The 24,585-nt window shown below is 43.1% G+C and carries 21 protein-coding genes and 1 tRNA gene; 9 read left to right on the top strand and 13 right to left on the bottom strand.

From position 1 onward, the window contains the following. The first annotated feature begins 226 nt into the window (after positions 1–226). From BLP33_RS19280 to BLP33_RS19270, 3 genes are all read left to right on the top strand, one after another. Positions 227–1,525 carry an amidohydrolase gene (locus BLP33_RS19280; RefSeq protein WP_090532173.1) on the top strand — a complete coding sequence of 433 codons (1,299 nt, stop codon included), beginning with the start codon at positions 227–229 and terminating at the stop codon, positions 1,523–1,525. Positions 1,526–1,654: 129 nt separating this feature from the next. After that, on the top strand, positions 1,655–2,161 hold the full coding sequence (locus BLP33_RS19275) for a Cif family virulence factor (protein ID WP_112656106.1): 507 nt from the start codon (positions 1,655–1,657) through the stop codon (positions 2,159–2,161). Between the two features lie 110 nt (positions 2,162–2,271). Further along, positions 2,272–3,060, top strand: coding sequence for a DUF1835 domain-containing protein (locus BLP33_RS19270; RefSeq protein WP_090532169.1), 789 nt, complete (start codon positions 2,272–2,274; stop codon positions 3,058–3,060). 157 nt (positions 3,061–3,217) lie between these two features. On the opposite strand, the gene BLP33_RS19265 is transcribed toward BLP33_RS19270, so the two are convergent. Beyond that, entirely contained in the window at positions 3,218–4,780 is a 1,563-nt protein-coding gene (locus tag BLP33_RS19265) for a glycoside hydrolase family 10-like protein (RefSeq protein WP_090532167.1), read from the bottom strand. A 337-nt stretch (positions 4,781–5,117) separates the two neighbouring features. Between BLP33_RS19265 and BLP33_RS19260 the strand changes: the two genes are divergently transcribed. After that, complete coding sequence (locus tag BLP33_RS19260; RefSeq protein ID WP_090532165.1) at positions 5,118–6,035, top strand: hypothetical protein; 918 nt, start codon at positions 5,118–5,120, stop codon at positions 6,033–6,035. A gap of 171 nt (positions 6,036–6,206) precedes the next feature. Here BLP33_RS19260 and BLP33_RS19255 read toward each other — a convergent pair whose 3' ends face one another. From BLP33_RS19255 to BLP33_RS19210, 10 genes are all read right to left on the bottom strand, one after another. Next, complete coding sequence (locus tag BLP33_RS19255; RefSeq protein WP_090532163.1) at positions 6,207–7,598, bottom strand: hypothetical protein; 1,392 nt, start codon at positions 7,596–7,598, stop codon at positions 6,207–6,209. Positions 7,599–7,609: 11 nt separating this feature from the next. Further along, entirely contained in the window at positions 7,610–8,410 is an 801-nt protein-coding gene (locus tag BLP33_RS19250; RefSeq protein WP_090532161.1) for a hypothetical protein, read from the bottom strand. Between the two features lie 24 nt (positions 8,411–8,434). After that, the gene (locus tag BLP33_RS19245; RefSeq protein WP_090532159.1) at positions 8,435–8,935 is read right to left on the bottom strand and encodes a heavy-metal-associated domain-containing protein; all 501 of its coding nucleotides are present in this window, start codon (positions 8,933–8,935) and stop codon (positions 8,435–8,437) included. 69 nt (positions 8,936–9,004) lie between these two features. Next, the gene (locus BLP33_RS19240) at positions 9,005–9,394 is read right to left on the bottom strand and encodes an HYC_CC_PP family protein (RefSeq protein WP_090532157.1); all 390 of its coding nucleotides are present in this window, start codon (positions 9,392–9,394) and stop codon (positions 9,005–9,007) included. Between the two features lie 170 nt (positions 9,395–9,564). Continuing rightward, positions 9,565–10,245: a YiaD family glycine zipper/OmpA-like lipoprotein gene (locus BLP33_RS19235; protein ID WP_090532155.1), complete on the bottom strand. Its 681-nt coding sequence runs from the start codon at positions 10,243–10,245 to the stop codon at positions 9,565–9,567. 256 nt (positions 10,246–10,501) lie between these two features. Next, on the bottom strand, positions 10,502–11,836 hold the full coding sequence (locus BLP33_RS19230; RefSeq protein WP_090532153.1) for a sensor histidine kinase: 1,335 nt from the start codon (positions 11,834–11,836) through the stop codon (positions 10,502–10,504). A 4-nt stretch (positions 11,837–11,840) separates the two neighbouring features. After that, positions 11,841–12,524, bottom strand: a complete 684-nt coding sequence (locus BLP33_RS19225; RefSeq protein WP_090532151.1) for a response regulator transcription factor — start codon at positions 12,522–12,524, stop codon at positions 11,841–11,843. 9 nt (positions 12,525–12,533) lie between these two features. Beyond that, positions 12,534–13,442 (bottom strand): hypothetical protein, encoded by a 909-nt coding sequence (locus tag BLP33_RS19220; protein ID WP_139160022.1) that lies wholly within the window; start codon positions 13,440–13,442, stop codon positions 12,534–12,536. Then, positions 13,432–13,773 (bottom strand): hypothetical protein, encoded by a 342-nt coding sequence (locus BLP33_RS19215; protein WP_090532147.1) that lies wholly within the window; start codon positions 13,771–13,773, stop codon positions 13,432–13,434. The genes BLP33_RS19220 and BLP33_RS19215 overlap by 11 nt, the downstream gene beginning before the upstream one ends. Positions 13,774–13,958: 185 nt before the next feature. Next, the gene (locus BLP33_RS19210; protein WP_090532145.1) at positions 13,959–14,897 is read right to left on the bottom strand and encodes an FAD:protein FMN transferase; all 939 of its coding nucleotides are present in this window, start codon (positions 14,895–14,897) and stop codon (positions 13,959–13,961) included. Positions 14,898–15,308: 411 nt separating this feature from the next. On the opposite strand from BLP33_RS19210, the gene BLP33_RS19205 reads away from it, so the two are divergent. Further along, on the top strand, positions 15,309–16,754 hold the full coding sequence (locus BLP33_RS19205) for a glycoside hydrolase (protein ID WP_175490066.1): 1,446 nt from the start codon (positions 15,309–15,311) through the stop codon (positions 16,752–16,754). Between the two features lie 133 nt (positions 16,755–16,887). On the opposite strand, the gene BLP33_RS19200 is transcribed toward BLP33_RS19205, so the two are convergent. Then, the gene (locus tag BLP33_RS19200; RefSeq protein WP_090532141.1) at positions 16,888–17,364 is read right to left on the bottom strand and encodes an Lrp/AsnC ligand binding domain-containing protein; all 477 of its coding nucleotides are present in this window, start codon (positions 17,362–17,364) and stop codon (positions 16,888–16,890) included. A 151-nt stretch (positions 17,365–17,515) separates the two neighbouring features. Between BLP33_RS19200 and BLP33_RS27500 the strand changes: the two genes are divergently transcribed. Together BLP33_RS27500 and BLP33_RS19195 are read left to right on the top strand one after the other, a co-directional pair. Then, a tRNA-Asp gene (locus BLP33_RS27500) sits at positions 17,516–17,627 on the top strand. 583 nt (positions 17,628–18,210) lie between these two features. Next, positions 18,211–21,633, top strand: a complete 3,423-nt coding sequence (locus BLP33_RS19195) for a ThuA domain-containing protein (RefSeq protein ID WP_090532138.1) — start codon at positions 18,211–18,213, stop codon at positions 21,631–21,633. A gap of 155 nt (positions 21,634–21,788) precedes the next feature. On the opposite strand, the gene BLP33_RS19190 is transcribed toward BLP33_RS19195, so the two are convergent. Beyond that, positions 21,789–22,361, bottom strand: coding sequence for a porin family protein (locus BLP33_RS19190; protein ID WP_090532136.1), 573 nt, complete (start codon positions 22,359–22,361; stop codon positions 21,789–21,791). Between the two features lie 192 nt (positions 22,362–22,553). Between BLP33_RS19190 and BLP33_RS19185 the strand changes: the two genes are divergently transcribed. Next, positions 22,554–22,769, top strand: a complete 216-nt coding sequence (locus BLP33_RS19185; RefSeq protein ID WP_090532134.1) for a hypothetical protein — start codon at positions 22,554–22,556, stop codon at positions 22,767–22,769. Between the two features lie 66 nt (positions 22,770–22,835). Continuing rightward, positions 22,836–24,584, top strand: coding sequence for a S41 family peptidase (locus tag BLP33_RS19180; protein WP_090532833.1), 1,749 nt, complete (start codon positions 22,836–22,838; stop codon positions 24,582–24,584). Position 24,585: the final 1 nt, after the last annotated feature.

The following is a 24,585-nucleotide window of genomic DNA, read 5'->3' as shown; positions in this document are numbered from 1 at the left end:
TAACCCTTGTTGGCTTGTTAAAAGGTTGATTTTTAATGATTTGTATATTAAAAATCGAAATTGTGTTAACTCTGTTAACCCCCTTTTAGCCCCCGAGTTAACGGCTATGTACTCGCATAAAAAGAATCGTGCTTCCCTGCTTTTTTGATTGTGGCTCATAGCCGGTGCTTCTCAATCTACCATATTCAAACTATTGTGCTTATATTACTATCACTAAACAACCCGTATGAAAGCAAGCCTTATTTTATCCTTATGTGTTTTTTCGTTACAAGCATTGGCGCAAAAAAACCCGCTGCGCCAGCATGTAAATGCTAAAGCCGATGCCTTGCAGGAGCAGGTAACAACCTGGCGGCGTGATTTTCATGAACATCCCGAACTGGGTAACCATGAGGTACGCACTTCGGCCATTATCGCCAAACATTTACAATCATTAGGTATTGAGGTAAAAACCGGCATAGCCACTACCGGTGTGGTTGGGGTGTTGAAAGGCGGGCATCCGGGCCCGGTTGTGGCTTTGAGGGCGGATATGGACGGGTTGCCGGTTATTGAGCGTACGCCTGTGCCGTTTGCATCTAAAGTAAAAACTACTTATAACGGACAGGAGGTTGGCGTGATGCATGCCTGCGGGCACGATTCGCACATGGCCATACTGATGGCGGTTGCGCAGGTGCTATCGTCAATGAAAGCAGACTTGCACGGAACCGTAAAATTCATTTTTCAACCCGCCGAAGAGGGCGTTGAACCCGGTCAAAAAGGCGGGGCAGAGCAAATGGTAAAAGAGGGCGTGCTGGAAAACCCCAAAGTTGACGTGGTTTTCGGGCTGCACATTAATTCGCAAACGGAGGTTGGCAAAATAACCTACCGGCCGGGCGGTACAATGGCCGGGGTTAATGATATGCAGATCATCGTAAAAGGGCGGTCGGCCCACGGGGCTTATCCATGGTCGAGCGTTGACCCTATCGTAACCTCGGCCCAGATCATCAATAACCTGCAAACCATAGTGAGCCGCAATATCAATGTAACCGAAAACCCGGCAGTGGTAACTATAGGTGCTATAAAAGGCGGTAACCGCTCAAACATCATCCCCGAATCGGTTGAAATGCTGGGTACCCTCCGCTCCTTCACCCCTGCTGACGAAAAAATGCTGGTTACCAGGGTAACCGAAATTGCCACCAAAACAGCCGAAGCGCAGGGAGCAACAGCTACGGTAAAAATACCCTACAGCAACCACTATCCTGTAACTTATAACGACCCTGAGCTCACTCAAAAAATGCTGCCAAGCCTGCAGCAAACTGCCGGCGTTGCTAACGTACTATTACGCCCGCCGGTAACCGGTGCCGAAGATTTTAGCTTTTACCAGGAAAAGGTACCGGGCTTGTTCATATTTTTGGGCGGTATGCCAAAGGGGGGCGATCCGCTGAAAGCACCATCGCACCATACACCCGATTTTTATATTGATGAAAGCGGCTTTAGTTTAGGTGTAAAAGCCTTGTGTAATATGACCATTGATTACATGAACAACTAGAAATAAGTATTCAGTATCCGATAGTTCTTTTTAATTGCAGCTGAAACAATAGCGATCAAAAAGTATTTTTACAACGGCTTATTCGTATATTGAACGGCTTTAATAGCATAGTGTGAAATCGTTAAGATCATGAAAAAGCATTTACTACCCCTTTTATGCCTGTGCATGTTTATGAGCAGTTTGCCTGGTATTGCAGCTTCGGCAAAAATGATGCTGCCTGCCGATACGGTAGCTAAATTAAAGCCCGAGGTACGCCAGGTTGTTGAAACGGTAATAAAAGCTTCCGGCACTTTCAGTATCGAAGCGGTATCTGATCTTTATGCTCCTAATGCCGTAGTGGCCGATGAACAGCCTCCCTTTTCGTGGAACGGGCAACTGGCCGGTGTGCAATGGATAAATTCGGTACAAAAAGCGGTTAAGGATTTTAAGATAAGGGATTTTAAAGTGGATTTGCAGCGCATCAAAACTTTTCAGCAAACCGACGAAATAGTTTACCTCATAGCTCCTGTTGAATATACAGGCCTTGTGAATGGCGAACATTTTGAAGAACAGGGGGCTTTTTCGTTCGTATTAAGGATAGTGAGCGGCAAATGGCTCATTAAAAGCCAGGCCTGGGTACCGCGCAACGGCATGTAAAACACCAGTCTGTATCATAAGCCGGGCTACTTTTGCAATCTGAATTTAAAATTAAGATTGACAAATTCCCCTTTAGAGATGGCCCCGGTTTTATTTATAACTTAGCTTTTATGAACGCTATCCTACATATATTAAATGGCGATGCCGCGTTAGATGGTTTTGATCAAACCGGTCTCGATGGCGATGTTATGGTTTGGCGCGAGGTGTTTTCTGAAGGCCCTTTACAGGAAAATATCCTTTCAGGAAGTTTCTGGACCGCGCGCCGCGATTGGATTGAGAGAACATTCGATGCCCCGGCAGATGAATATCAGCATAAAGTGATAGATGAGCTTGGCAAACTAAACAGCCGGTATACCGAGATTAACCTGTGGTTTGAATTTGATTTGCATTGCCAGGTAAACCTGCTGGGCGTATTGGAAATGCTTTCGCTGAAAACCGATATGTCGGCCCCGGCCATTTATCTCATTTGCCTGGCCGATTGTGTTCAGTTTGATAATAAGAAAGGCCTGGGTGAATTAACCGGCGAACAATTTGAAGAATTGTATGATGCCCGCGAGCGCCTGAACGAATGGGAGCTCGGCCTGGCCGCCGATGCCTGGAGGCTATATGTTAATAATGACCTCGCCGGGTTAGAAAAATGGCTAAACGAAAATACCTTTTGGGGCGGCCTCCCGCTGCTTAAGCCCGCACTACAGGCACACCTTAAACGGATGCAAACCAATGCGGATGGGTTGAGCTATATCGAACAAAAACTACTGGATATTTATAATGGTGGCGCTACAACCAAGACGGCCATTTACCACGCCTTTTGGAAAAATGAAAGTATTTTTGGCATGGGCGATAGTGAGATCGATATCTACCTCAATAAACTGAAAGAAAAAGGGTTGATTGAGTTATAAGTTGTGTCATTTCCTGACTGAGCAGAGAGGGGCTGAACATTGGGGTGAAAGAGAAATTATATACCCGGCTTAAACGCCTTGCATAGCCGCTTGATATAGTGCATAGGAGATTTCTCACTCGTTCCTCGTTTCGAAATGACAACGGGATATTAACGTATTATGGAACCGTGACCGCTATTGTTGGCGACCTTTCACTCTCATTCTTCATCCTATCTAATGCTGTGATTACATAGAAATAGGTTTTACCCCTAATAACAGTATTATCGTCGTATCCAAGCGTGGGATCATATTTGATTTTGAGAATGTTTTTAGGATTGTCGATGTCTATCTTTTCGCCATCGTTAAAGCGGTAGATCACATAGCCGTAAACCGGCTCTTCGTCTTTAGCTAAAGTTGGAGTAAGCCACCTCACTGCTACACTTTTACCTACGGCTTTGGCCGTAACCTGTTGAGGGGCGTTAGGCGGTATCGAATCGCGCCATAGCATTACCGGCGGCAGTGCAGGGTATTGGTAATAATTGTCGCGGAGCGAGTCGGTAAAGCCAAGCGGGTTGCTGGTGAGCGAATTGGAACTAAAGTAAACACTGCCCTGAACCCTTGGGTTGTTGCGAATAAGTTCTATTTGCTGAGGTAGCTGAGCCGGGTTTCTGAAAGCCTGAACTTTGCGCTCATTGATGCGGTAAGCCGCCTGGCCTACATACAAATGCCTGCCATAAGTATTGTCGCCCCACCAGTCGAGCAGCTTTTGAAAATCGGCAGCACGGTTGCCTATCTGCCAGTAAAGCTGCGGATTGATATAATCTATCCAGCCTTCTTTTACCCACTTGCGGGTATCGGCGTAGTTTTCATAATATGAGGAACCGCCATTGGTTTCGGAACCTTCCTCATTTTGCGCTTTATTAGCCCAGATGCCAAAAGGGCTCACGCCAAATTTCATGTTAGGATCATGCGCATGAACGCTGTCGGCAATCATATGTATCAGCAGGTCCACATTATGGCGGCGCCAGTCTTTAATATTATCGTAACCCTCACCGTACTTTCTAAATGTTTCCTCGTCGTTTATTTTTTGACCGGCAATGGGATATGGATAAAAATAATCGTCCATGTGTACGCCGTCTATGTCGTAATTGTCTACAACATCCAGTATTACCTGTACAATATAATCGCGCACTTCGGGCAGGCCGGGGTTAAAAGTTTTAATACCGCCGTAAGTAAAGAACCATTCAGGCTTTATTTTGGTAATATGCTGCGGACTAAGCGCTGCAAAGTTGCCGTCAAAAGTAGCGCGGTAAGGGTTAAACCAGGCGTGCAGCTCCATGCCGCGTTTATGTGCTTCGGTGATGGCAAATTCAAGCGGGTCATAATTAGGGCTGGGGGCCTGGCCCTGTTTACCGGTTAAATATTTCGACCAGGGCTCACGGCTTTTGGCATAAAATGCATCGGCAGCGGGCCGCACCTGCAGCATAACTGCATTGATCCCGGTTTCCTGGTGCGAGTTTAATATATCGATAAGCTCTTGTTTCTGCTTTTCTGAAGGAGATTTGGAGTTGGTTGGCCAGTCGATGTTAACCACTGTGGCTATCCATACTCCCCTGAATTCGCGTTTGGGCTGCATTTTTACATCAACCGGTGCCGGTACAAGATCGGCCGGCTGCGCATTAACTGTTAAACTTGTAAACAGGATTATAATCAGAAGTATGAACCGTTGGTATATATGCATCAAATAGAATTAAATTGAAAGTTGCAAAGATATAAACTCATAACGTAGCAGGTTTATTATGAAGTATAAAAATTGAAGCCTTATTGTGTTTTAAACATTTTGTAGTTATTTTAGCTCAACGCCTAAAACAATTGATGTAATAATTTTTTAAAAAATCATATTTTTAGTGTTTTAACGTTCAATATGTTAACCATTAAGGATAAACGCATCTGTATATACTTGCAGGAAAGCGCTTTACATCAATTAACAGTTGATATTTCGTTAAAAACTAAACACTATAGCTAAGCTTTTGTTATACCACTTGCTTAACTATGCTAAAACTTAACATTTAATTGCTATGGAAAACCAATCTGGGCAACAACAACCTAAGAAAAACTCAAACGTCATTTATTTTCTTATTGTAGTAGTGCTTGCTTTATTGGGTACCGACGTGTATCTGTACCTGCAAAAAAACAACTCCGATAAAAAAATAGTTTATCAGCATGATGAGCAAACAAGGCTGCAAACCGAGCTCGACAGTCTTGAATCGCAGGTTGAACAGGTCACTGCAGGCAAAGCCAAAATGACCGCGGCACTAACCGCAAAAAACGACTCGTTGAAGTCGACCATTAAAGTTCTGAGGGCTAAACTGGCTAAAGGTAAACTTACCGCACAGGAACTTGCCAAAGTACAGGAGGATGTAAAACAACTCCGTTATTTTGTAACCAAGTATACTGCCGACATTGATGAGCTCAAAAAACAAAATACATCGCTCACCACCGAAAGGGATACTTTAAAAACTAATTTGGCAACGGTTGCTAAAAAGGTGGATACGCTATCAAAACAAAATGAGGATCTTGGTGCTAAAGTTAAAGTAGCCCAGGCACTCAAGTTGGCAACATCCGATGTGGTGGCCTATAAAATAAAAGGGAGCGGAAAAGAGGTTGACGTAACCCGTGCAAACCCAGCAAAAAAACTGAAGATCAACTTCACTGTGGCCAGCAATACTTTGGCTACAAAAACTATGCATGATATTTATGTACGCGTGATTGATCCAACCGGCAACCTGATCACAGCTCCTGATTCAGGAACTTTCAGCGCCGATGGCCAGGACCTGCAATACACCTACAAAACATCAATTGATTTTAAGGATGATGGCACACAATACACCATCGACTGGATAAATCCAGCCCTGCCATTCCAAAAAGGAACCTATACCATTATGCTATATGCTGATGGCGGCACCATGGGAAAAACAGGTATTACACTTAAATAATATTGACACCAATTTTTTCGAATTAGGACGAATTTCACGAATAAAAAGAAGAGGCCAGGTTTGCATAGCAAACCTGGCCTCTTTGTGTTTGATGTCCCAATGAACCGTTATTGCAATGATGGCATTACTCCAATTCGTGTAATTCGCCCTAATTCGAAAAATTAGTGATCATTACATCTTCATCAGCGCCGGGCTTATCCTTAAATAAACTTCAAAGCCAATAGGCGTACTACCATAAAGCGGCTTTAACGCCGATGGTGAAACATTGAGCGTAGCCTGTACACCGCCGGTAACATTGGTGTTTTTGAAGCTGCTTAAAATACGGTTTACGCCCAAGGTTAAAGCATTGATATTAAAGTTGGGGTTAAGCGGATAGGCATCGTGCATGTCCAGTTCTTCGGCGTCTTTTTGCACAAATTCATATCGGCCATAAACAGCGGTTTTGTTGAGCTGTAAAGTATTCTCCAATAAAACAGACGGCTGCGTTTTATGATTGTCCGAGTAATGGTTTTGTCCGTAAACCAGTGTAGTTGCTACATAACTGTTTTTGCTTAACATTTTGGTATGGACGGCTGATGCAGTGAACCTGTTTATGTTTTGCCCCGGCTCAGCTTCTTCCGCGCTGTGGATCCATCCGTCTGATACCTGCAGGGCCCACTCTTTGGATGGATTATAGGATAAACGGGCCGAGTATGAGTCAAACCGCATTTTATCAAAATCATAGCGGTGCTCATCCGGCTCACGGCCGGTAAATATGGATCCTTCCAGCTTTACATTTTTTAAGCGGAAGCCCAATGTTGCGACACCAAAAGTGATATGTGTAGCATCCTGATAATGGTGACCAAGCGGCGCATCGGGATCATTGATGGCCGAAAGGCGGTGCATAAACACCGGCGGACCTAAAGCTGGCTCTCCCGGGTAACCGAATGAGAGATAGAGGTCAGCATCCTTAGCCACGCGTTGGGTATAAGCTATACTCAACTCAGCAAAGAGATCATGCGGGTGCTGTTTGTCGACCAATTTTTGTCCTTTGTATGATTCGCCGGTTTGATACAGGAGGGGATAACCGCCGTTGCCCACCAAAAAGGGATCGAACGAGAACATGGTATTAATGGAGAACAGCCCATTATTGCCTACTTTTCGCTGGGTCATGAACATAAGCCAGTTGGGTACATCAATCCTGTTACTGCCACCTCTCTTGCCCGAATTAAACAGGTCCTGGTTGTTATACCGCGCAAAAAAGCTACCATGTACCATGCTCATCCATTTTTTACCATGGATCATGTAGGCATACATCGGAGTTTCATCAGGCACCCACGAAGTACCTGAACCATCGCGGTTCATGGGGAGATCGCGCGAGAACTGGCTCGTCATCATCATATGGTGCATGGGCGTATCCATTTTCATATTGCCCATATCCATACCATCCATAATCATGGGTTTGGTGCTGTTCATGCGCATATTCTTTTTTGTGGTATCACCCATCTTCATATCATGATGGTGCTGGGCGGATGCGCCCACGGCAGCCAGGCTTAGGGCAACGAACACAATATATGCTTTCATAGCAGTGTAGGTTAAAGATTAAAAAAGTTGTACTCCAGCCTGATGAGGTACATGTTTTTAGTATTCCGTTGCATCTCATTATAGATAGGCGTACGGTACGAGAAATCAAGCCGGCAGGTACTGTTAAAGATCAGTTGCAAAGCGGGTGCAACATCCAGATAACTTTCGCTATGCCCTGGGTTGATTTTGCCCAGCAGTTCACAATACAAGTTTAAATTTACCTGCTTGTAGTCGCGATAATTACGTGGCAAAAGCAAATAGCCGCCAGATAAGGTATAAGCCGCGGCATTACGTACTCTATGGGTTGAAATTTCATAGTTACCACTGTTATTAAACGCCCGCAAATAGCTTGCCGAACCTGAAAGCGCCAGTTTATGCAGCAACTGGGTGAAAACCACCCCGCCTTGTGCTCCGCTGTTATCCCCTTCCAAAGTAATTTCACGGTTTACTATGGGGTTGTTGATGCTTGCCAGTTTGGCAAAAAATGCCCCCCTTAAATGCCGCTGAACGGTATCGATAGATAGGAACCGGTACTTGGCGTACACGCTGCCACCTTCAAAGTGCTGGCTTGAATTATAATAATCAGACATGTAAACCGAGCCATGCACCATCAAATGCCGGCTAACACCATACATGGCCTCAATAGTACTGCGGTTTTTGTACGATGGCTTAAAGTATCCCTGGTTTTCCACGCGGATGCCCAATGAGCCGGTTGCCATATTGCTGGCCGGTTCCGTATTTACATACAGTTCCTGCGCCAATACAGGGCGTGCCATTGCCATAAGGCAAGCAGCCAATAATATCCTCTTCATAAAAAACGATGTTAAATGAAGAATTTAGATAGCTAAATGATAAACGCGGCCACTTGCAGGGGCAGTATCGGTAACCTGGCCAAGGTATTTTTTTGATACCGATTTGGGTGCGAAACCATTGTCAACCACGGTAAAGCTCACATCGCCGGTAAATGATTTATCGGCAGCGTTAAGCAGGCGGTAAGTATCGCCCCCGTAGTTAAATGTATTCTCGGCAACTTTGGTATTGGCAAAATTATAAGTGGCTTTTAAACTGTTAACCGAAAATCCCGAGCCCTGAACCTTTTTGCTGATCTGCTCGAAATTTACCGGCACGTCATTTTTAAAGGTAATGAGGTAAGTGTTACGGATCAGATCAGTTTTGATCTCGCCAATAAACGGCAGTGTGCGTAATGCTTTTTCGGTTGATTTGGCGCACAGGGCGCAGGTAAGGCCGCTAACCTGGAGTTCGGCTTTGGTAAATTGGGCTTTAGCTGCTGTTACTGAAAGCGCAAATATGATGATGAATATTTTTAAAGTTTTCATGTTGATCGTGTAATTAATTGTTAGAGAATAAACTATTGATGAGGTTTACCGGGTTTAACAATTAACAGATCAAATGCGGAAGATACAGTTGCGGATAAATGTGGCGATGCCCTGAACCGATGGATCGGGAGGGCTGCGGTCATAAAATTTGTCGGAAGAAGAAGATGGCAAGGCCGGAAATAGGTTGTCGAACGACCAGCTTGGCAGTTCAAAGCCAAACATCTTTGCTAAAAACGAAGTTGATTCGCCCTGGTGAGCGTCTTTTACTTTTACTTCAAGCTGTTTATCCTTGCAGCATTTCATTTTGCCGCCTTTTTGGTCCATTTTGCAGTTAACCGCCGGGGCATCAATTTTTACAGATGCAACATAGTCGCCGCAAATATGGAAATTAAGAGCAAAGCCCAATACCGTAACTGTGTACAGCATAGTGAGTAATATCGCTCCTGATCTTTTTACCATACTGCAAAAGTAGGTGATTAACTTGTTGATTACAAAATGTTTTTATCAGTTGGGATAACACATTGTTTAACAAATGTGCGAATAGTGATTTTGGCATATACCAAAAAGCCCCGGTTTTGTGCCGGGGGCTTCCTCTTTAAACTATTAACTGATCTTATTATTACGCTATGTTACTGGGCAGCTTGTTTAGCTTGCTCCTTCATTTTTTCGTTTGCCACAATGGTGATCTCAACCCTGCGGTTTTGTGCGCGGCCATCGGCAGTGGTATTATCGGCAATTGGTTCGCTTTCGCCTTTACCGGTCACTGTCATACGTGATGAAGCTACATTACCCGCAACTAAATATGATTTTACAGCATCCGCCCTCTTTACTGAAAGTGTTTGATTATAACTGTCAGATCCGGTATTATCGGTATGGCCGATGATGGTAATGTTAGTTTCAGGGTTTTTTTGTAACGACGCTGCAAGGTTTTGCAGGTTAGTTTGAGCGGCAGATTTTAAATCTGATTTATCAGTATCAAATAAAATACCTGAATCAAATTTAACCAAAATGCCTTCACCTTCGCGGGTTACTGTGGCGCCAGGCACTGTTTGTTTAATTTCGGCAGCTTGCCTGTCCATATTACGGCCGATAAAAGCACCCGCGGTACCACCTACAGCACCACCTATAATAGCACCTAAAGCGGTATTACCGGCAGCTTTACCAATAAAAGCACCTACTGTACCACCGGCACCCGCGCCAATAGCAGCACCTTTTTGCGTTTTTGTAAGTGAATTACATCCTGAGCCTAATATGCCTGCTGTAGCTAATGCTATACCAAGGGTGGCTACTTTTAATTTAAGCGTTCTCATCGTACTTGTATATTATGTTATACCGTACTTTTTACAAAGCAGATGCCAAAAAAAGCGGATGGCAGTATTATGCGCCGCTTCTATCAAAAGAACATCTCCCATCAATCATAGCAACATTTTTTTAATGATAAGTAAAGTTAATTTCAATGAAGTAAAGAATACGGGATTATTGATTTTTGCAACACTGCCCGATTTTTAGTACAAAGCAGCAGTAAAATTTTTGCTACAGTACAATTTGGCATGCCTTTTTGCAGTTTTAGGAAATTACTATCAGTGTAGCCGGGAAAATAAGTTTAAAGGTACTTCCTTTATCTTTTTCAGAAATTACATTGATTTCAATATCATGAAAGGCCGCTATTGATTTTACAATAGGCAGGCCCAATCCAAAGCTGTCTTGTTGTAATGACTGTCTGAATTTTTTAAAGCGGTTAAAGATCAGCGGGATGGCGTCTTCATCTATACCGATGCCGGTATCAGCTATACTGATCATATACTTATCATTTACAGCAATGCCTGTTACCTTAATGCTGCCGCCCTCATGATTGTATTTAATGGCATTGTTGATAAGATTAAAGAACAGGTTAAAGAGTAAAAATTTATTGATGTTGACAAAATGCCAGTTCTCTGGCATCAACATTTCATAGCTGATGTTTTTATCCTGCAGACGAATGGAGATCTCGTCATAAACCTCCTGCAATAGTTCGGATACCGATACCTTGTCTTCTTTTAAAAACTGTTCGTTCTCTATCTGGGAAATGAGTAGCAGCGTTTTCGTAATGCTCTTCAACCGGTTCAGGATCTTTTGCATTTCCAATAACCTGCCTTTAAGCTCATCGTTGATATCCTCCTCCTCAAACATATTCTCGATTTTTGACTGAAGAATAGAGATGGGTGTCATAAGCTCATGCGATGCGTTGGAAATAAACTCCCGCTCTTTATGAAACTTATCGGCAATGGTTTCGATCATGTTATGGATACTGATATCCAGATGCTGAAAATCTGATGTGGTAGTACGTACCTGCCGGTAGGTATGAAAATTAGGGAATTTTTGCCCTATAAGCTTGGTTTTAATAATAAGCCGTAAAGGTTTAAGTACATAGGTTGAATATACCTGGTCGGCCAGTACGGTCAGCAAGATCATTCCCAGCAATACCTGGAAAGCTATATTTTGCAGGGGAACGCTGGTTTCATCCAAAGTATCCACACTTTTGCCAATTTCCAGCAGGTAATTTTTGTTCTTAACCTTAAAAGTGTGACTTAATATGCGATACTCTAAAGTATCCCCTTCACTAAAAAGCCGCTTGCCTCTTTTTATAGTATCCAGGAAATAATCGGGATCAACTTCGTCCAGGCTGATATATTCTTCCTTAAGCGGGAGGTAGCTGCCGTAGCCTTCGCCGTTTTCGATGTAGGTTTCAATGCCCTTGCTTTTTACAATTTGCAGCAGCTTGTTTTTTTGTTTGATAAGCTTGCTGTCGACATAATTACGGCTGATATTTTTGATCAATACAGGAACAAGCAATACAAACAGTATCACGATAACCAGCTTGGAGATGGCGTTAAAAAGTGTAAGTTTTGTTCCTAATTTCAAATACTCAGGCGTTGATCTTTATTTTATAACCCAAACCACGTACCGTTTCCAGCCAGTCGGGCGGGGCATAGGCATTTAATTTTTTACGGATATTTTTAATATGCGCGTCAATATAATTGCTGTCATAGTCATTATTCACCACGCTGCCCCAAATATGCTCGCTCAGCTGCATGCGGGTAAGCGTACGGTTTTTATGTAAAATTAAATAGGCTATGAGGTCAAATTCTTTTTTGGTAATGGTATTAACAACGCTGTTATAATAGGATATAGTACGTGCGGTAAGGTCGATCAGGAAACCACCCAGTTCAACAATGTTATTTTTAACCCCAAACTTACGCCTGATGATGGCCTGCATACGGCTTTGCAGCTCAAGCAACGAAAAAGGCTTAGGCAGATAATCGTCGGCGCCAAGGTCGAGGCCTTTGATCCGGTCGTTGATCTCTGCACGGGCGGTGAGTATAATACATGCCGCCTCCGAATTAGTCTTTTTTGATTCCCTGAGCAGATCAAGGCCGTCATAATCGGGCAGGCCCAGGTCTATCAATATAAAATCATACAGGTTTGTGGCAATTTTTTCGGATGCCGAAGTGCCGTCAAAACAAACCTCGCAGATATAGTTATAGTTTGAAAGAAAAATTTCAAGTTCGTGGGCAAGTGCTGTTTCGTCTTCTATTATTAAAACATTCATGTATTATGATTAATAAAAAACGTAGTAAAAAGTTAAATTATAAAATGACTCGCGCCGGTTAAGCAATACTCCTTCTACGTTAACCGGGATAGAATATTTGTACGAAAATTCAAACGTATAATGTGGCCGGTTATAAGCCACCGGGATTTTGAAGCTGTAATTAAGCATGTTGAACCGGCGGTTACGGCTCGCATAACGCGGGTCATATTGTATAGAAATATTGGCGGCCTCGTCCCTGAAATGATGATCAAGTGAATAGCGCTGAACAAAATTCTGCGTGCCCAGGATAAAATTAAAGGAAGGGTTAAAGGAAAGAAAATCCTGGTCGTCAAAAATGCTCCAGCTGCTTTCCCAGTATTTTGAATTGCTTATTGTTAAAAAAATATCGTTCGATTTGCCGAAAAGATAATCAAGCACGGCACTTGTTTTCAGGTAATGCCAATCGTATGAATTTTTAAAATTGATATCATTTGAGGAGGCCGACTTGATAACCTGTGCTGCATCCCTGGCAAAAAAGAACCGCGTATAACTTACTGAGCCGGAAAAGGCTTTCGAAAATTTGTAAAAATACCCTCCGCCCAAATCAACCTCATCAACAGGGGCATAACCCAAAACTTTAAAGGCCGAGCCATATAAAAAGATACCCGACTTGGTATTATAAATCAGATCGGCAGTAACAAAAGGATATTTTACCGGGCCGGTACGACCAAAAAACAGCACGTCGCTGCCATAACTTACCCCGGCCGAAATTGACCGCTTACGAATAATGGTATCAGAATCGGCTACTAAGGGGTGCTTACCGGCAAAAAGGCGCAAATCAGTATCCGCACCAAATACGGTACCGCTTGCAGCCATAAAAAAAAGTAAGCAAAGGTATTTCATCAATATGGTAAATTGTTTAACCGGTTTAACTGCCATTTCTCCTCGGTATTTCGGGCGGGCGCTCCATGCCTTCGGGGCGGCGCTGCCTTTTGGGTTTGGGCTTAGGCGGTACGGCATCATCGTCAACAGTAGCCGGCTTAGCCTGCCGCTTTGCTTTGGCTATTTCTTTGATTTTTTTCTTTTCATCCTCCAGTTGCTTTTTGGTTTTGGTAGTAGTATCAGCCGCTAATAAAGTATACGACAACGCACCCGGTTTTTTGTTACCGGCATGAGCAAGCGCATCAATGTTTTTTGTAAGGGCATTGGCAAATGATATACGTGTTGCAAATATCAATAACAGGACAATATACGCAAACCACTTTATCATTGAGGAGAAGAAAAGGTAAAAATAAGGCTCAAATAAAGGACAATTTAAATGTTTACACCAAAATGAGAAAGGTACAACAAATAACAATTCATTTGCAGGAGCACTTGTAAAAATGCCGATGCAAATGAATTATCCGAATCACAATTATGATGAAAGGTTTATGAGTGTACTTTAATGTTTGAAAGTCAGAGAGCGATGTCTTTTGACGGATAAACCCGGTTTTGATCATCAATAATAACGCAGGCCACCTGGTTAAGCTGATTGATCATGTATAGGCCGGCGTTAACACCTATGGTGAGTATTGGTGTGGCCAAAGCGTCGGCAAATTCGGCGGTAGGGCTAAGGATGCTTACGCTTGTAATACCGCTAACCGGAAACCCTTTTTTAGGGTTAAATACGTTGGTGAATTTTTTATTGCTGATACTTGCATATTTTTCGGCATTAACCGATGTTGCAAAAGCAAGATTACTGATCTCCAAATCAGCAAAGGGTTGGTTTAGCTGGCTAATGTCGGCATCGGCAACAGTCCAGGGCTGCAGGTTTGGCTGTAAGCCCCATGCAAGCAGGTCACCACCAAAATTGATCACGCCGCTGCTTACACCGTTCATTTGCAATACATATTTGGCCCTGTCGGCGGCGTAACCTTTGCCGTTTGCGCCAAAACCTATGCGCATCCCTTTTTCTTTTAGAAAAACAGTTTGTTTTACAGCATCAAGCACTATGTTTTTATAGCTGGCCAGTGGAAGCGTACGTTTGGCAGTTTTTACCGAATTGTTTTCGGCTGTGGTTTCGTTAAACGCGTTATCAGCCAGGTAAGTAATATCAAAAGCGCCGTAAGTAAGTTCTGATATTTGCAGTGCCCTGTTAATGAGCCTGAATGTTTCACCATCGGCTTTAACCGGGGCAACACCGGCATTACGGTTTATGTGGTTGATGCTGCTGTCATCGCTAAAAGCCGAAAGCAATTTTTCAACCCTGTTAATTTCATCAATGGCAATGTCAATTTGCTCATCGGCCAACAGGGGGTTATTGCCCACTACACTAATCTCAAATTTATCGCCCATTAAACGTATGTTGCGTTTGTAGACTGTTAAATTATCGGTTAAAGTTTTTATAGCCAGCATAATAATAATCTTTTAAGTATCTAAAAATGAACACACAATGCACCGTAAATTACCTTACGCGAGTTTGATCAATTACGCTACATCACTCCTTTACAAAAACTAAAGTAGCGGCGCTTTATGAAATTGAGATGAAAAAGGCTTTTTAATTAATATAATTAACTGATTTTGACATTTTTTAACACTTAAATGATAAAAAGAGTTAAAGCGGACAGAAGCGCTAACTGAAGAGGGCAGTGTTGAAGCAACATCGAAATAAAATATCTTTTTTCCTCTGCTTTTATAAATCTTCAGCAGGATATGGTGTTGAAGATCCTGAAAGTAATATAGTCCATATAAAACCTGATTATGTCCATTTATCAGCTTGTTTTATTATCGAAAATTACGGACCAATTATCAATCAAAGAAAAGTTTATGAGAAAGAATCAAATCCTTTCAGCGATAGCTGTTACACTGGCTTGCGCTGTTTTGTCCTGTCGTAAAAATGCTGTCCCTCCTGCACAGCAACGCGTGAATCAGCCAGTTATAAATTCCGTTCAAAGCGGGGGAAGCATAACTGTAGGAATAGGAAGCCCCCTCCAGAAGATTGACCTTATAGGAGCGGGCTGCTATTTTTATAGTGGGCACCTGGTAAACGGGATAACTAATTTTACTGATGCAAGCAACTGGCTTTGGCATGACCTTAATGTAAATGTTTTTAAAATTGTACTTAGAGCTGATGGAGTGGAGGATGTGAATGATAACACAGACCCGAATAACACAGATTTTTCTAAATTTAATTTTACCGGCAATTCTAACCTGGTTGACCAGATAACAGCGTTAAAAAAAGCGCAGCTTACAAATCCGGCTATTAAAGTTTGGGCTATTGTATTATCTCCGCCTAAATATTTGAAAACTAACAATAGCGTTAATAATGGAGGAACGCTTAATGCTAGTGTAACCAATGCTTATAGCGAGTTCGGCGAATTTTTGTATGCTCATATTAAAAATCTAAAAGACAATGGAATAACTGTTAATTATTTGAGCTTAATGAATGAGCCCGATTACCCGTCTTCGGGTATAGCATATGAATCGGCGGAGTTTACCACAGCGCAAGCCCAAAGTGTATATACAAGCACTGCCGGATGGCTTAAAACTAAATTACAGTCATTGAGTATCTCTGCACCTGTTTTTGCATCTCCGGATTGTATTGATGTAACCCATACCGGATCATATGTTTCGGGGCTTAATGCCTCGGGGAACGTAAGTCTTTTCACCACTCATCAATATTTAAATAGTTCGGCTGCTAACTTTTCAGCGGCCTCTTCATCAGCGGGTGCCAAGGGCCTGTATATGACGGAGTGGCACGCTGGCTTTGGTATGGGAACTACACCGGATGAATTAACGGCTGCCCTTGACCTTGTTAATAAATTTCACGATGCCTTTAGGGGCGGAGCGAAAGGCTGGCTGTATTTTGAATGGGGTAATCCTGAAACTAATTTTGGCGGGCTGCTGTATACTCCCTGGGGAGCGCCGGCGGTACGAAAGAAAAATTACTACGTTTTTCAACAATATACGGCTAACCTGCTTAACGAAAATTATATTCCTACAACCTTAACCGGCATAACGAACTTTGGAGCGGATAACGTAAGCGCTTTTACAACCTCAAACAAGGCCGATATTAATGTAGTTAACTGGAATACCGATCCCCAAAACAGGGTTAGGCTGTACTTTGGCGGCAATATAAGTACAATAAGGATTTACAGGACCAGTGCAACGGAAAATAACGCGTTGATTTGGAGCCAGGATAATGTGAATCAAAATTATTATGATGTTGATTATGCCGGAAAATCTTTCACTACAGTTAGGGTGACATGGTAATCGGGTCATGAATATTCCCTTTTAACGCTCGATAGTCCGTTTTTTGGGTAATTCAATTTAAGGTTTTCATAAAACAAACGCCTATAGCCCGGTAAAAACCAGGCTGTAGGCGTTTCAATAATTTGAGTAAAATTTATTCCAGCGTTATTTGCCTCCTGATACTTTCTTCAAGCGAAATGAAGGTTTCGGTACGTTGAATGCCTCTTACACCCTGGATCTGCTCGTTCAAAACTTCACGCAGGTGAGTGGTATCATGACATACAATTTTAGCAAAAATGCTCCATTCGCCGGTAGTGTAATGCAACTCGACAATTTCTTTAATTGTTTTTAATTGCTTTACAGCTTCATTATACTGTGATCCTTTTTCGAGGTAAATACCCAGGAATGCAGTGATGTCATATCCTAACTTTTGCGGATCTACCTCAAGGCTGGCCCCTTTTATTACACCCATCTCCTCTAACTTTTTCATCCGCACGTGTATGGTTCCGCCAGAAACAATCAACTCTTTAGCTATCTCGGTGTATGGAGTGGTAGCATTTTTCATTAATATTGATAAAATCTGGATGTCAAGATTATCAATTTCTAAATTTTGAGCTTTTCTGTGGGACATAAATTTGAATATCTATATTGAAATACAAGTTTAATTAAAATTCGATTAAAAATAAAATATTTTTGTTGAAATATTTGCAAGAAATAGATAGTCCTATTAAATTTGTATCAAGCAAAAGGGAAATGCTTAATGTTCTTTAAAGTAAAAACAATGTTGGGTGGTGAAATTTTTGGCAGACACACCTCCTTGTCCCGGTGGCGGAGATCATGGAAAACCCGAAGCGGGCTAACCACTCTGTGAAGGTTCGAATCCTTCCCCAACAGCGAGTTTAAGTACAAAGTCAGAAGTCTTAAGTCAAAAGACTTAGAACTTCAGACTAACGACTTAAGACTTACAACACTGTAGGATGGTGAAATTTTTGGCAGACACACCTCCTTGTCGCGGTGGCGGAGAAATTGGGAAACTTTTAGCAATAAAAATAACCACTCCGTGAAGGTTCGACTCCTTCTCCTACAGCTCTTCTCATAATTTAGGTTTATAATTGGTTAGTAAAGGCCCCTGCCCATCAGGGGCTTTGCTGTTTTTACAGCTTTTTTATTTTGCACTCTCCAAAATATTGTAATCAGCCTAAGCCAATTCGCATAACATCATCCGGATAGCTTCACGGGCACCTGCCGAAAAAAGCAGGAAAGGAAATAACCTTTCTATATATGACCGGACGCAGCAAAAACCGTCAAAATTACAGTAAAAATAATGTGTCAGTTTTACACATTGGATATTGTTTCGTAAAGATTTAGTTATAAATTTGGTTGGCAACAATTTATTGCAATCGATTGTGGTATATTGCTGCCTTAAGTCCTGAAACCGATCCGAACACCAATTAACCCAATCTGCAATTAAGTCGATATGAAAAAAATCGTCCTGATGGTTCTTGTGGCATTCAGCTGCATTTACTTATCCTGTAACAAAACACGCCCCAATAAACCGCGCGTGCTTATCTTTTCAAAAACCATGGGCTTTCACCATGCATCCATCGATGCAGGCATAGCCGCTATCAAAAAGCTTGGCGCCGAAAATGGCTTTGAGGTAGACACTACAAAAAACTCGGCCATGTTTAACGAGGATACCCTCAAAAAGTATTCAACTGTTATTTTCTTGAGCACCACCGCCGATGTACTTGATTACAGGCAGGAAGCGGCCTTTGAACGTTATATTCAGGCGGGAGGCGGTTATGTAGGCATTCACGCCGCCGCCGATACAGAATATGACTGGGGGTGGTATGGTCGCCTGGTTGGCGCCTGGTTTTATGACCACCCGGGTATCCATGATAAAAACCCGAATGTACAGCCCGGCACTTATAATATAGTTGATGCCAACAACGATGCAACTAAAGATCTGCCTAAAGTATGGAAACGCACCGATGAGTTTTATAGTTTCCGCAAGCCATTAGCCACAGATGTACATGTACTCATTACCCTTGATGAAAACAGTTACAAAGGAGGGAAGCGTATGGGTAACCACCCTGCCACCTGGTATCATGATTTTGACGGGGGCCGTGCATTTTATACAGCCATGGGCCATACCGACGAAAGTTATAAAGAAACAGGCTACCTGAAAATGCTGCTTGCCGGTATTAAATATGCCATAGGCGAAAATAAGGAATTGGATTACAGCAAGGCTAAAACCCAACTGCCACCCGATGAGGATCGCTTTAAAAAGACACAATTATCAACCGGCGAATTTTTTGAGCCAACCGAGATGACCATATTGCCGAACCTGGATATTATGGTGATCCAGCGCCGCGGCGAGATCATGCTGTACAAGCACGATACCCAGAAGGTAAAGCAGGTTGGTTTTTTTGACGTGTATTGGAAAGCCCATGTGCCCAATGTAAATGCCGAAGAAGGGATGCTTGGCCTGGCCAAAGACCCTGAGTTTGAAAAAAACAACTGGATTTACATTTATTACAGTCCTGCCGATAGTTCGGTAAACCGCCTTTCAAGGTTTACGTTTAAAAACGACACACTGGATAAAAAAACCGAGAAAGTTATTTTGGAGGTAAAAGCACAGCGCGAGATCTGCTGCCACACAGGGGGCTCAATAGCCTTTGGTCCGGGGCCTGATAAAACCCTGTTCTTCTCGGCCGGGGATAATTCAACTCCGTTTAATGAAAAAGGACAGAAATATGTAAGCAGTGGTTATGCTCCGCTTGATGACAGGCCGGGTCACCTGCAATTTGATGCACGCCGCTCGGCCGGTAATACCAATGACCTTCGCGGTAAAATTATGCGTATCAACCTTAAGGATGATGGTACATATGAAATCCCCGAAGGCAACCTGTTCCCGAAAGGTACGCCAAAAACCCGCCCGGAGATTTATGTAATGGGCGACAGGAACCCATACCGGATTTCGGTAGATCAGAAAAACGGCTACCTGTACTGGGGCGAAGTGGGTCCGGATGCGCATAATGACAGCCTTGACAACCGTGGCCCCATGGGGTACGACGAGGTTAACCAGGCTAAAAAAGCGGGTAACTTTGGCTGGCCATATTTTGTGGGCGATAACAAACCGTACCATCTTTATGATTATGCCACAGGCAAATCGGGCCCGGCGTTTGATCCTAAGCACCCGGTTAACAACTCGCGTAATAACACAGGTTTAACCGATCTGCCGCCGGCGCAACCTGCATTTATCTGGTACCCTTATGGTCCATCGGCAGATTTTCCGCAGGTTGGCGCAGGTGGCAGGAACGCTATGGCTGGTCCGGTTTATTATACCGATATGTTCCCCGAAGAAACCCGCCTGCCTGATTATTATAACGGCAAGTTTTTAGCATACGACTGGATGCGCGGCTGGATAAAGGCCATCACGCTAACTCCTGAAGGTGATTTTGACAAAATGGAACCTTTCTTCCCTAAGCTGAAGGTAAACTCCATGATTGATATGGAAGTTGGTCCAGATGGCAGGCTTTATGGGTTGGAGTACGGCAGTGGCTGGTTCTCGCATAACCCGGATGCAGGCCTGTTCCGCATTGACTATATTTCAGGCAACCGTCCTCCCGAAATTTCATCTTTCAAAGCTGATAAAACATCTGGCGTGCTGCCTTTTACTGTTAAGCTGACTGCCAAAGCCACTGATCCGGAAAAAGATAATATTTCTTACACCTGGAACCTGGGTAATGGTGTAACTAAAGAAACAACCACCCCGTCGCTTAGCTATACTTACACAACAGTTGGCGATTACAAAATTACTGTTGAAGCAAAAGACGATAAAGGAGCGGCAAGCAAAAGCGCGCCGGTTAGTATTTACGCGGGTAATGAGCAACCAACTGTTACTATCGCTATTACAGGCGGCAATAAGTCATTTTACCTGCCTGGTGTGCCGTTCAAATACACGGTTAACGTAACCGATGGACCTGACACCAAAGCGATAGATCCAAAACGCATTTATGTTGGGCTTGATTATATCGAAGGCTTCGATAAAGCACAATCAGCCACACAGCATGAGCAGGGCGAGCCCGAAAATCGTGGCAAAACCCTCATGCTCACTATGGATTGCAAAAGCTGCCACAAAGAAGATGGCAAATCCATAGGCCCGTCATTTGTTCAGGTTGCGGCCAGGTACAAAAAAGATCCTAATGCCATGGCCAAACTCACCCAAAAGGTAATTAAAGGTGGTGCCGGTGTTTGGGGTGAAACCGCAATGTCTGCCCATCCAAACATTAAGCAGGGCGACCTTGATCAGATCATTAACTGGGTGCTTTCCCTCGATAACAGCAATCAGAAGCCTTCGTTAGCTGCATCTGGCACTATTATGCCTGCTCCGCCTGAAAAACAACAAGCGGCGGCGCTGGTACTATCGGCCAAATACACAGATGACGGCGGTAATGACATTAAGAAGTTGACCGGAAGCGCCATTGTATCATTAAACAGCAGTACTTACCAGTTTAAAGGCACCGAAAAATTCAACGGGTTTACCGCCTTTAAATACAATGGCATTAACCTGATGATCTATCCGGGAACCGACGGTTGGTTTGCATTGGAGAATATCGATTTAACAGGCGTACGCTCTATTAACCTAACCAATTTCTGGCAAGCACCACCTACTGCTCCGCTTAATTTTGAATTAAGGCTCGATTCGGAAACAGGAACCCTTGCAGGTAAAGGAAGTATGCCTGTGCCTGCTAAGGATGCTAAAGGCGGTGCTGTTCACCTGGTACTTACGCCGGTAACTGACGGTAAAACGCATAAGCTGTTCTTCATATACAAACCGGCAAGTAAAGCCGCTATGACAGCAGGGGTAACATCAGTTGTGTTTAGTGCAAAGTAGATGCCCCCTCTAAATCTCCCCCTAAAAGGGGAGACTTTAAAGAATGCAACTCTTTTTTCGGAGAGAGCCTTATAAAACAAAACGGCCCGGCAGGTTAACCTGCCGGGCCGTTTTACATTCCCAAAGTTCGTGTTCCCACGAACTCTCGATAATCTTTAAAAAATCTTAAAGCCCACACTCAGTGCCCAAAGGTTTTGGCGTTTAGCAAAGCTATCGCTAACTTTGGTTAAACCGCCTTCGTAACGCAAATCGGCAGTGATTGAACCTATATCAACACCGGCTCCGGCCTGGAAACCAATATTGCTTTTGTTAAAATCATTGAATGCATTACCTACGTTATTACTTACGCTGGTGCTTTGATCAAGCGTGTAAGTATAAATAGGACCTGCCATAATGCGGAAGTTCAGATCTTTTTGGCCAAATGACTTACCTACCAATAACGGCACATTGAGGTTAGTGAACCTTACCTTGCCACTAAATACGGTATTATTATCATTTGATTCAAATTTACCGCCGGTGCCGCTCAGATAAAGCTCTGGCTGTAAGTAAACGCCGTTGCCCACGCGGGCAAATAAACCAGCCTGGTAACCGGTCAGGTTTTTGTCGTTAAAATTATCGGAGCCAATTTTTGAAAAATTGACACCTCCTTTTACGCCTAAAGAAAATTGTGCTTTTGCACTGATGCTTACAGCTATCAGCAATACTGCACTTAATAGATACTTTTTCATGATTTTCGATGTTAAATGTAAAGCCATAAACGCACGTTATCCTTTAAATTGTATACGGCTCTACGCTATTAATTTACTTTGGTTATAACCCGGCCCATTTTTGAGCCGTATCAGGTATTATCAATACACGAGCCAAACAATTAACAGTAGCAACTTGGTATTTTTTATATTTTTGCTGAAAATAAATTGAACATGGCTGAAATCAGTATTACCAACAAGGATTGGGAACGCGTAAAAATTAAGATTCAACGTAAATACAACCACCTTACAGACGAGCAGTTAAAATACAGCGAAGGGCAGGAAGAAAGCTTGATTACCAAACTGATGGATCTGGTAAACCGCGATCGCAAATATGTGGTTTTCACCCTAAAAAAGGCGCTGGTGAATATTGATACCAACCGACTGTAAAATAGACACTGCGGTTATACAAACTGGATAGCTTTTTTGTATTTTTATTTTTTTCGAGGATAAATGATGAAACAGGGGTTAGTGTTCAAAAAAGGATACAAAAGAGCAGGCTTATTTGCAGGTATTGCATTGCTGGCCGCGGGCATAGTGGGTTTTAATGACGACCTGTTCCAGATCTCGAAGAACCTTGATGTTTTTGCCTCTGTTTATAAAGAGGTTAATATCAATTACGTTGATGACATCAATTCGGCCAAGCTGGTAAAAACCGGTGTTGATGCCATGCTCGATGGTCTTGACCCTTATACTGAGTTTGTGCCCGAATCGGAAATTGAAGATTATAAGCTGCATTACGTAAGTACCCAGTATGGCGGCATTGGCGCCAGTATTTTTTTGCGTAACGGTAAAGTATTTGTATCGGAAGTGTTTGCGGGCTTCCCGGCCCAAAAAGGAGATGTACACCCCGGAGATCAGCTCCTGAAGATAAACGATGTTGACCTTAACGGCAAAAATAATGACCAGGTGAGCCAGCTGCTGAAAGGCTCAAAGGGCGCGGCCATAAAATTGTTCATAAAACGGGATAATACACCTCAGCCATTTGAAAAGAACCTGGTTCGTGACGAGATCAAACAGCCCAATGTATCGTACTTTGGCATGGTTGATGGCAACATGGGGTATATTAAACTGGATAAATTCCTTGAAAATTCCGCTGCCGAAGTTACCAATGCGCTCGTCGAGCTAAAAAAGAAAAATCCCAACGGTATCATTCTTGATCTTCGCTCAAACGGCGGCGGCATATTACAGGAAGCCGTAAAAATAGTGAACCTTTTTGTGCAGAAAGATGTGGAGATCGTATCGCAAAAAGGGAAGATAAAGGAAAAGAACTTTACTTACAGCACCATCAGCGCACCGCTCGAACCCGATTTGCCTTTGGTGGTATTGGTAAACAGCCATTCGGCATCGGCAAGTGAAATTGTTGCCGGCGCCCTGCAGGACCTCGACCGCGCGGTGATTATCGGGCAGCGCAGTTATGGCAAAGGCCTGGTACAGCAAACTTTCAATTTACCATACAATAGCCTGGTAAAAATTACCATTGCCAAATACTATGTGCCTTCGGGCCGTTGTATCCAGGAGCTGGATTATACCCACCGTAAGGATGATGGCAGTGTGGTAAAAGTGGCCGATTCGCTGATCCATGAATTTAAAACAAAAAACGGCCGTTCTGTTTATGACGGCAGCGGTATTTACCCGGACCTGTTTATCAAACAGGAAAAATTTGCCAATGTTACCCAGGCATTGGTGGGCAAACTGCTGATATTTGATTATGCCACCGTTTACCACGATAAGCACGTTAAAATTGCCGATGCCCGTTCGTTTACGCTATCTGACGGTGAATACAATGACTTTATAAAATACCTGGCCGATAAAAACTATAGCTACACCACCGCATCCGAAAAATTGTTAAGCTCCTTAAAAGTTGAAGCCACCAAGGATAAACAGTTCAACGATATCCAGGCCGAGTATGAAGGCTTGAAAACCAAACTTATTGCCAGCAAAAAGAATGACCTCATTCAACACAAGGACGAAATAAAACAAGTACTTGAAAACGAAATAGCGTCACGCTATTACTACGAAAAAGGACGCTACGAAACCAACTTTAAATACGATAAGGAACTTGCGCAGAGCGTAAAAACCATGCAGGACAAGGCTCAGCTGGCGTCAATACTAAAAGGCGAAGGCACATATAAAGTTATCGGGAAACCTGTATTGGCCATGGCAGCTAAAAAAGCAGCCGATAAAGATAACGACGACGAATAGG

This window comes from Mucilaginibacter sp. NFR10, assembly GCF_900100445.1.
In the GTDB taxonomy this organism is placed as follows: Bacteria; Bacteroidota; Bacteroidia; order Sphingobacteriales; family Sphingobacteriaceae; genus Mucilaginibacter; species Mucilaginibacter rubeus.
The sequence above is the reverse complement of the archived record's forward strand: the minus strand, read 5'-3'. Positions and strand labels throughout refer to the sequence as shown.